Origin of the sequence: Actinophytocola sp. (assembly GCF_035942955.1) — a bacterium.
GTDB lineage: Bacteria > Actinomycetota > Actinomycetes > Mycobacteriales > Pseudonocardiaceae > DASYTH01.
Map to the genome: position 1 here is coordinate 1 of NZ_DASZCQ010000008.1, position 8,912 is coordinate 8,912.

The following is an 8,912-nucleotide window of genomic DNA, read 5'->3' on the forward strand; positions in this document are numbered from 1 at the left end:
GCCCCGCCGTGGGCACGGCGGGGCCACTTCTCGTTTCACGAACAGTTGCTGAATCGGCTTACTTGGTGGCGATCTTCTGGCCGACCAGGATGAGGTTCGGGTCGCTGATGTAGTCCTTGTTCAGCTCGAACAGGGTCTTCCAGCCACCCTGGACGTTCTGCGCCTGCGCGATCTTCGACAGCGAGTCGCCGGCCACGACGGTGTAGTCACCGTTCGGGTTGGACAGGGCCACGACCGGGGCCGCGGGGGCCGCCGGCGCCGGGGCCGTGCGCTGCTTCTTGACCGGCTTGGTCGACTTCTTGGCGGGCTTGGACACCTTGGCGGCGCCCCCACCGCTGCGCTTGCCGCAGACGGGCCATGCGCCGATGCCCTGGCTGGCCAGCACGTTCTCCGCGACGCGGATCTGCTCCTCACGGGAGGCGTTCGCCGGGTTCCCGGTGCCCCCGTTGGCCGTCCAGGTGCTCTGCTTGAACTGCAGACCGCCGTAGTACCCGTTGCCGGTGTTGATCGACCAGTTGCCACCGCTCTCGCACTGGGCGATCGCGTCCCAGTCCGGGCTGGCCTGGGCCGGCGCGGCGGCGATGGCGAACGGAGCACCGAGGGCAACGCCCGCGACGGCGATGCGGGCAATGGTGCGGGTAGCAGCATTCGGCTTACGGTGCTTGCCTCGACTCATTGTGGTCTCTCTCCCGCGCCTGCGAGGTAGGTATTCGCCCCTGTCCAGAAGCCACTTTCACTCGGGGTTATTTCCCGGATACCCCTCGGACAGGGCTCGGCGCTCGGGCACCCGGGTCGTGCGAGTTGGTCGGGACCAACCGAAAAAGGACCGTACGTAATCGAGGCCGGAATAGGAAATCAATACGGCTGTGACCGTCGTCACAGTAACGTCATCGAATCGTCTCGCGATAGCGCGTATTTGCGCAGGTCAAACCGCCGTGATTGGCCGTTATCGGGCCGTGTCCTGCCCGAGATAATTCACCGGGACTGAGGTTTGGATCACCCCGTTCGGGTTAACGGTCACCTGCTCGTCACGCAGAGTGTCAGCCTCCGGCGAACGGGGGAAGGACGTCGAGCTCCACCCCGTCACGCAGCGGTGCACTCTTGTCGCGCACCGCGATGCCGTCGACGAGGAAGCTGGCCGCGGTGAGGACCCTGGCGAGCCGCGCACCGTGCCGGGTGGACAGCAGGTCGAGCACGTCCTGCACGGTCGAGCCGGCCGGCACGGCAATGGTCTCGGCAGCGACGCCGGCGGCCGCGCGGGCGCCGGCGAAGTAGCGCACCTGGATCACCGGTCAGCCCCCGATCGCGCTCATCGGGCGCAACGGCTGGGCGAAGCCGGCCTCGTTGATCTCGTGGCCGGCGAGCTTGGCCCACATGGTCGCCCGCCAGGCGTCGGCCAGCTCCTCGTCGGTGGCCCCGGCGCGCATGGGTCCGCGAAGGTCGGTCTCGGTCCGGCTGAACAGGCAGTTGCGCAGCGCGCCGTCGGCGGTCAGCCGGGTGCGGTCGCAGGCCTGGCAGAACGGCCGGGTCACCGACGCGATCACGCCGACGTCGGCCGGGCCGCCGTCGACCAGCCACCGCTCCGCCGGGGCCGCCCCGCGCCTTGCCGGGCTGGGTGTCAGGTCGAACGCCGTGCGCAGCCGGTCAAGGATCTCCTCGGCGGTGATCATCTGCGCCCGGTCCCAGCCGTGCTGCGGGTCAAGCGGCATCTGCTCGATGAACCGCAGGTGGTAGCCGTGCTCGAGGCAGTAGCGCAGCAGCGGCACGGCCTCGTCGTCGTTCACGCCGCGCAGCAGCACCGCGTTGACCTTCACCGGCGCCAGCCCCGCCGACCGCGCGGCCGCGAGCCCGGCCAGCACGTCGGCCAGGCGGTCCCGCCGGGTGATCCCGACGAACCGCTCCTTGTCCAGCGTGTCGAGCGAGACGTTGATCCGGTCCAGCCCGGCCGCGCGCAGCGCCTCTGCCCGCCGGGCGAGCCCGATTCCGTTGGTGGTCATGGAGATCCGCGGTCGCGGGTGCAGTGCCGCGGTGCCGGCGATGATCTCGTCGAGCCCCTTGCGCAGCAGCGGCTCGCCGCCGGTGAACCGGACGTCGGTGACGCCCAGCCGGGTCACCGCGATGTCCAGCAGCCGGGCCAGCTCGGCGTTGGTCAGCACGTCCGGGCCGGACAGCCAGTCAAGGCCCTCGGCCGGCATGCAGTAGGTGCAGCGCAGGTTGCACCGGTCGGTGAGGGACACGCGCAGGTCCGTGGCGACCCGCCCGAACGAGTCGATCAGGTACGGCGTGTCGGGGCGGGTCGCACCCTCCGCGGGCGTCGATCGGCGCACCGCGGGCAGGCCGAGGTCAACCGCTGTCACCCTGTCGAGGGTAGTCCCGTGCTCTTGAGACCGACGAGTGCTGGGACGATGGGCGCATGGGCAGTTGGACCTTCCTGATGGACATGGACGGGGTGCTCGTGCACGAAGAGCACCTCATCCCCGGCGCCGACGAGCTGATCGCCGAGCTGAGCGGGAAGTCCACCCCGTTCCTGGTGCTGACCAACAACTCGATCTACACCCCGCGCGATCTGCGGGCCCGGCTGTTCCGCACCGGGCTCGACGTGCCCGAGTCGGCCATCTGGACGTCCGCGCTGGCCACCGCCCGGTTCCTGGACTCCCAGCGCCCGAGCGGATCCGCGTTCGTGATCGGGGAGGCCGGGCTGACCACCGCGCTGCACGAGATCGGCTACGTGCTCACCGACCGCGACCCGGACTACGTCGTGCTCGGCGAGACCCGGACGTACAGCTTCACCGCGATCACCACCGCGATCCGGCTGGTCGGGCAGGGCGCCCGGTTCATCGCGACCAACCCGGACGCCACCGGGCCCAGCCTGCAGGGCCCGCTGCCGGCCACCGGGTCGGTGGCGGCGCTGATCGAGCGGGCCACCGGGCGCGCGCCGTACTTCGTGGGCAAGCCGAACCCGCTGATGATGCGCTCGGCGCTGAACTCCCTCGGCGCGCACTCGGAGAGCACCCTGATGATCGGCGACCGGATGGACACCGACATCCGCTCCGGCCTCGAGGCGGGCCTGCGCACGATCCTGGTGCTGACCGGCATCTCCAACCGGGACACCGCGGAGCGCTTCCCGTACCGGCCGAGCCGGATCATCTCCTCGGTGGCCGAGCTGGTCGGGCACACCGACGACCCGTTCGCCGGCGACCGGGACTGACCGGCACCCGATGAGCCGCTGGCCTATGGTCTGCATGTGTCCGACGAGCACGCTGCGACGCCGACCTACGTGGTCGGTGACGTGCACGGGCACCGGACCGAGCTGATCGCCGCGCTGGCCGATGCCGGGCTGGTCGACCCGGAGGCCGAGGCCGGGCTGGTGGACGCCGGCGACACCGCGTGGACCGGTGGCGAGGCGCACCTGTGGTTCCTCGGTGACTTCGTCGACCGCGGCCCGGACGGGATCGGCGTGATCGACCTGGTGATGCGGCTGGCCGCGGAGGCCGAGGCGGCCGGCGGCCGGGTCGAGACGCTGCTCGGCAACCACGAGATCCTGCTGCTCGGCATGCGCCGGTTCGGCGACACCGAGGTCCCCTCGGACTTCGGGCCGCGCAGCTTCGCCCGCAGCTGGGAGCTCAACGGGGGCCAGGCCAGCGACCAGGAGGCGCTGACCGGCGAGCACATCGAGTGGCTGACCGAGCGGCCGGTGCTGGCGCTCGTCGAGGACCACCTGCTGATGCACTCCGACACGACCGAGTACCTGGGCTGGGGCTCGGACCTCGACGAGATCAACTCGACGATCCGCGAGGTGCTGCGGTCCGACGACATCGTCGAGTGGTGGGAGGTGTGGCGGCGGATGACCACCCGGCACGCCTTCCGCGGCCCGCACGGCGAGGAGGTGGTCGACAAGCTGCTGTCGGTGCTCGGCGGCGAGCGGGTGGTGCACGGCCACAGCGTGATCGCCGACCAGCTGGGCATCCTGCCGGTCCAGGTGGAGGGCCCGTACAGCTACGCGGGCGGCAAGGCGCTCGGCGTCGACGGCGGCGTGTTCGTCGGCGGCCCCTGCCTGGTGGTGCGGCTGCCCTGGCCGGCCGACGCGGCGTGAATTCTCGGCCGAGGGAGTCAGCAGCAGGGCGGTGAGAGAAACGTCATCCGGTCGACCAGCAGGCCGTTGTCGGCGACGGTGAACACGTCCACGAAATGCACGTCGGTCGCGCGCTCCCCGGCGACCGGTTGCTGGCTGAGCCGCCGGCCGATGGCGGCCACCCGGCGGCCGGAGCCGAACACCTCGTAGATCAGGTGGCGGCAGGACCGGTCGGCCTGCGGGGCGCGCCCGGCCGCCGGTTCGGCGAACAGCGAGCGGTAGGCGTCGACGTCGCCGTCATCGAGATAGCAGTAGCTGAGCCGTACGTGATCCATGGCGACCGAGGTCGGATCGCAGGCGGACGGCCACGACGCGGTCAGGTGATCGTCATTCATGGGGCGAACCATTCGGTGGGGGCGGCGTGCTCCTTGGTCGGATCCCGATTGATGACAAGCCTGACCAGGCGCGGCATCGGCTCGTTATGGCGCGGCTATCATGTGACATTTCTCCGCAGATCTGGCCAAATGAGGGCCATTTGGCCCAGCTCATGGCTAGGGGATTCATACCCTTTCCCACCGGCCCGGATGCGACCATAATCAAAAGGTTGGGGGTCGTGCGCGGGTCGGCGGAGACGGGCGGTCAGTGGCGGAGGTCGGCGAGTGGACGTGACGAGGTCCGAGCCCTCGGGCCGCGCTGGCACCGGCGTGCGGTTCAAGATTCTCGGTCCGATCGAGGTGACCTGCGACGACGTTGCGGTGCGGATTCCGCCGGGCCGGCAGCCGATCATCCTGGGGGCGCTGCTGCTCGAGCCGAACCGGGTGGTCAGCATCGACCGGCTGATCGACGTGGTGTGGGACGACGCGCCCCCGGCGACCGCGCGCAGCCAGGTGCAGATCTGCGTGTCGGGGTTGCGGCACGCGTTCGCCGGGCTCGGGGTCGAGCAGCCGATCGTGACCAAATCGCCGGGCTACCTGCTGCGGGTGGCCGACGGCCAGCTGGACAGCCAGGTGTTCACCAGGCTGGTGGCCGAGGCCGCGGCCGTTGAGCGGCAGGGTCAGCGGGAGGAGGCGGTCGACCTGCTGCGGCGCGCGCTGGCGCTGTGGCGGGGGCCGGCGCTGGGCGGCGAGGCCGGGTCGGTGCTGCGCAGTGCGGCGGTGCGGCTGGAGGAGGCCAAGCTGTCGGCCCTCGAGACGTGCATCGATCTGGAGCTGAAGTTGGGCCGGCACCAGGCGTTGATCGGTGAGCTGGGGAGCCTGGTGGCCGAGCATCCGCTGCGGGAACGGCTGCGGGGCCAGCTGATGATCGCGCTGTACCGGGCCGGCCGCCCGGCCGAGGCGCTGGAGGTCTACCGGGCCGGCTGGCGGATCATGGTCGACGAGCTGGGCCTTGAGCCGGGTGAGGAGCTGCGCGGCCTGGAGGCGGCCATTCTGGCCGAGGATCCCGCGCTGCAACCCGAGGTGCGCGAGCCCGCGGCGCCCGAGGTCCGCCCGGCTGCCGGGCCGCACCAGCTGCCCGCCGACATCGTGGACTTCACCGGCCGGGAGAGCCTGATCGAGCAGGCCGAGGCGGCGCTTTTGGACGGCGACAGCGCGGCGGTGCGGGTGGTGGTGATCGCCGGTAAGGCGGGCATCGGCAAGACGTCGCTGGCCGTGCACGTGGCCCACCGGGTCGCCGAGCGCCGGTTCCCGGACGGTCAGCTATACTGCGACCTGGCCGGCTCGCATCGCAACCCGGTGTCCCCGGCCGACGCGCTCGGCCGGTTCCTGCGCGCGCTCGGCGTGCCGGGGTCGGCGGTGCCCGACGGGCTCGACGAGCGGGCGGAGATGTACCGCAGCCTGCTGTCCGGCCGGCAGCTGCTGGTGGTGCTCGACGATGTGGCGGCGGTGCGCCAGGTGACCCCGCTGCTGCCCGGCAGCGGCAGCTGCGCGGTGATCCTGACCAGCCGGATGCGGCTGACCGAGCTGCCCGGCGCCCGGGTGCTCGACGTGGATCTGCTGCCGCCGCAGCGGGCGCTGGAGCTGCTGGGCAAGGTGATCGGCCCGCAGCGGGTGGCCGGCGAGTCGACCGCCGCGACCGCGCTGGTGCGCATGGTCGGCGGGCTGCCGCTGGCCCTGCGGATCGTGGCGGCCCGCCTGGCGGCCCGGCCGCACTGGTCGCTGGCGTCGATGGTGGGCCGGCTGGCCGACGAGCGGCGCCGGCTCGACGAGCTGGCGCACGGCGACCTGATGGTCCGGGCCAGCCTGCTGCTGACCTATGAGGGTCTTGAGCCCACGGCCGCGCGGCTGTTCCGCCTGCTCAGCGCGTTGAACTTGGCGACGATCCCGAGCTGGGTGGCCGCCGCGCTGCTCGACGAGGACCCGATGGAGGCGGCCGGCCTGCTGGAGCGGCTGGTCGACATGCAGATGCTCGACGTGGCAGGGGTCGATCTCGACGGGCAGCCCAGGTACGGCTTCCACGCGATCATCCGCCTGTTCGCCCGCGAGCAGCTCAGCCGGGCCGACCAGCAGGACCGGCGGGACGCGGTGCGGCGAGTGCTCGGCGCCTGGCTCGCCCGGACCGATCAGGCCTACCGCGAGGTGTTCGGCACCGACTACGCGGGCATGCGCGGCACCGCGCCGCGGTGGCGGCCCGCCGGTGGCGACCCCGACCCGATGCCCGTCGATCCGACCAGCTGGATGGAGGTGGAGGGCCCGAACCTGATCGCCGCGGTCGACCAGGCCGCCGACGAGGGACTCGACGAGCACTGCTGGGAGCTGGCGGTCCGGCTGACCACGCTGTTCGAGGTCGGCGGGTACGCCGACGAGTGGCAGCAGACCCACGAACGCGCACTCGACGTCGTGCGCCGGGCCGACAACCGGCGCGGCGAGTCGGCCGTGCTGTGCTCGCTGGGTGAGCTGTATCTGGGCCGCCGCCGGTTCGCCGCGGCCAGGGCGGTGCTCGAGCCGGCGCTGAGCATCGCGGTCGCGCTCGGCGACCTGCTCGGCATCGCCGTGGCCAAGCGGAACCTGGCACTGCTGGACTATCACGAGGGGGACACCGACCGGGCGCTGGCCGGATTCTGGGAGGCGCTCGACGCGTTCCGCCGCCTCGGGATGCCGATCGGCCATGCCTACGTGCTCAGCAAGATCGCGCGGATCTCCGCCGACCGGGGGAACTACGAGCTGGCGACCGATCAGCTCGGCGAGGCGTTGGACCTGTGCCGGGAGGCCGGCAGCCGGCGCATCGAGGGTCAGGTGCTGTACCGGCTCGGGCAGACCCTGCTGTCGCAGGGCCGGCACGACGAGGCCGACCTGGTCCTCGGCACGGCGCTGGAGGTGCTTCGGGGCAACCACGACATCGTCGGCGAGGCCTTCGCCCTGCACGCGCTCGGCACCGTGCGGGCCAAGCTCGGCCGGCGCGCGGACGCGGTGCAGTTGCTCGGCGAGGCGATCAGCCTGCGGGAGAAGATGCTGGACAGCGTCGGGATGGCAAGGGTGTACCTGGACCTCGCGCCGCTGCTCGCTCAGCGGGGTGAGCAGGCCCAGGCGGTCGAGCTCGTCCAGCACGCCGTGACCACGTTCGGCGAGCGCAAGGCGCCGGCGCTGGAGAGCGAAGCGCGGCGCCTGCTGGAATCGCTGACCGATCTCGAGCACGTGTCGACGTGAGCTGAAACGCCCTCGCTCCGAGCGGAGGCGAGGGCGCGAGCGGGGCGGCTTCGGGGGGCTCAGTCGAACGGCCAGTTGTTGACGGTGGCCGTGCCGGTGGGGTTGGTGTCGGCCGAGGCGACGGTGGGGGCGACGACCAGCGCGGCGGCGGTGACGAGCACGACGGCGAGCGAGCGAATAACAGACATCGTGGCGACTCCTGATTCTGGAGGCGCTCTCGGCTGATTTTCTTGGAGCGCCGTGGGGATTGGGTCGATCACGACGCTAGGAAAGATGATCATTATCTCTATATCGCCCGCCTTCTCCAGTCGGCTATCGGCGGCGGCGCGGCCGCGATGGGCCCGTGATAACGCCGCGATAGCGGGTCGGAGAAAGTTACCTGCGTGGTCCTGACCAGGCCAAAGCGGGTGTGAAGGAGGGCTGGAATTGAAACGCGCGTGTCATCGGGTGCGCCGAAAATCGCGCATGCAAGTGGCCCGCGCGGGAAATTGTCCCCTAGGGGTACAGCCGTTCACCTGAGCCACCTAGTGGAAACCAGTCGAGCGGAGAGGAGAACCGGCACCGCTGGGAGTGCAATGAGCGGGACGTCCCCCTGCTGGGGGTGAGGAACGCGTCGTTCAACGCACTGGAGCACCCGTTGATGGGGATCGTGGTGCGGTCCGATCAGACCAACGACGTAGTGAGGCGATTCCCATGAGCATCAACCCGTTCCACGGCGACCGGATCGCGGCGGCGCGCGGGAGGCGTACGTGATCCCGTTGTCGTACGCCCAGCGGCGGCTGTGGTTTCTCAACCAGCTCGGCGAAGGGGTGGCCCACCACATCCCTTTCGCGGTGCGGCTGCGCGGACCGCTGGATCCGGCCGTGCTGCGGACCGCGCTGGCCGACGTCGCCGACCGGCACGCGGCGCTGCGCACGGTCTTTCCGTGCCACGACGGGGAGCCCTACCAGAAGATCCTGCCGCCCGGCTCGGTCCCGACCGTGCTGCGCGTGGTCGAGTGCGACGAGGATGCGCTCGACGTCGCGATTACCCGGGCGATCCGGGAGCCCATCGACATCACCGGTGAGCGGCCGTTCCGCTCCTGGTTGTTCGTGCTCGGCCCGGCCGAGCACGTGCTGCTCGTGGTCATGCACAACATCGCCGCCGACCGCTGGTCGATCGGCCCGTTGCTGCGTGACCTCGGTGCGGCGTTCGAG

Annotated in this window: 9 protein-coding genes; 4 read left to right on the plus strand and 5 right to left on the minus strand. The window is 71.0% G+C overall.

Annotation, left to right across the window (positions count from 1 at the left end; all coding sequences use genetic code 11):
- Positions 1 to 58: 58 nt before the first annotated feature.
- From VGX25_RS00385 to moaA, 3 genes are all read right to left on the minus strand, one after another.
- Entirely contained in the window at positions 59 to 676 is a 618-nt protein-coding gene (locus tag VGX25_RS00385) for a transglycosylase family protein (protein WP_326915458.1), read from the minus strand.
- A gap of 364 nt (positions 677 to 1,040) precedes the next feature.
- Positions 1,041 to 1,289 carry a MoaD/ThiS family protein gene (locus tag VGX25_RS00390; RefSeq protein WP_326915459.1) on the minus strand — a complete coding sequence of 83 codons (249 nt, stop codon included), beginning with the start codon at positions 1,287 to 1,289 and terminating at the stop codon, positions 1,041 to 1,043.
- Between the two features lie 3 nt (positions 1,290 to 1,292).
- Positions 1,293 to 2,327, minus strand: coding sequence for a GTP 3',8-cyclase MoaA (gene moaA, locus VGX25_RS00395; protein WP_326915466.1), 1,035 nt, complete (start codon positions 2,325 to 2,327; stop codon positions 1,293 to 1,295).
- Positions 2,328 to 2,413: 86 nt separating this feature from the next.
- Here moaA and VGX25_RS00400 point away from each other — a divergent pair, with 86 nt between their 5' ends.
- Together VGX25_RS00400 and VGX25_RS00405 are read left to right on the plus strand one after the other, a co-directional pair.
- Positions 2,414 to 3,208 (plus strand): HAD-IIA family hydrolase, encoded by a 795-nt coding sequence (locus VGX25_RS00400; protein WP_326915460.1) that lies wholly within the window; start codon positions 2,414 to 2,416, stop codon positions 3,206 to 3,208.
- Between the two features lie 36 nt (positions 3,209 to 3,244).
- A complete protein-coding gene (locus VGX25_RS00405; protein ID WP_326915461.1) occupies positions 3,245 to 4,093 on the plus strand; it encodes a metallophosphoesterase family protein in 849 nt (282 codons plus the stop codon).
- A 17-nt stretch (positions 4,094 to 4,110) separates the two neighbouring features.
- Here the strand turns inward: VGX25_RS00405 and VGX25_RS00410 are convergent, their stop codons facing one another.
- A complete protein-coding gene (locus VGX25_RS00410; protein WP_326915462.1) occupies positions 4,111 to 4,467 on the minus strand; it encodes a nuclear transport factor 2 family protein in 357 nt (118 codons plus the stop codon).
- A gap of 270 nt (positions 4,468 to 4,737) precedes the next feature.
- Here VGX25_RS00410 and VGX25_RS00415 point away from each other — a divergent pair, with 270 nt between their 5' ends.
- The gene (locus tag VGX25_RS00415) at positions 4,738 to 7,716 is read left to right on the plus strand and encodes an AfsR/SARP family transcriptional regulator (protein ID WP_326915463.1); all 2,979 of its coding nucleotides are present in this window, start codon (positions 4,738 to 4,740) and stop codon (positions 7,714 to 7,716) included.
- Between the two features lie 59 nt (positions 7,717 to 7,775).
- Here the strand turns inward: VGX25_RS00415 and VGX25_RS00420 are convergent, their stop codons facing one another.
- Positions 7,776 to 7,904 (minus strand): hypothetical protein, encoded by a 129-nt coding sequence (locus VGX25_RS00420; RefSeq protein ID WP_326915464.1) that lies wholly within the window; start codon positions 7,902 to 7,904, stop codon positions 7,776 to 7,778.
- 561 nt (positions 7,905 to 8,465) lie between these two features.
- Between VGX25_RS00420 and VGX25_RS00425 the strand changes: the two genes are divergently transcribed.
- Positions 8,466 to 8,912: condensation domain-containing protein (locus VGX25_RS00425; protein WP_326915465.1), on the plus strand; the 447-nt coding region annotated here is incomplete at its 3' end.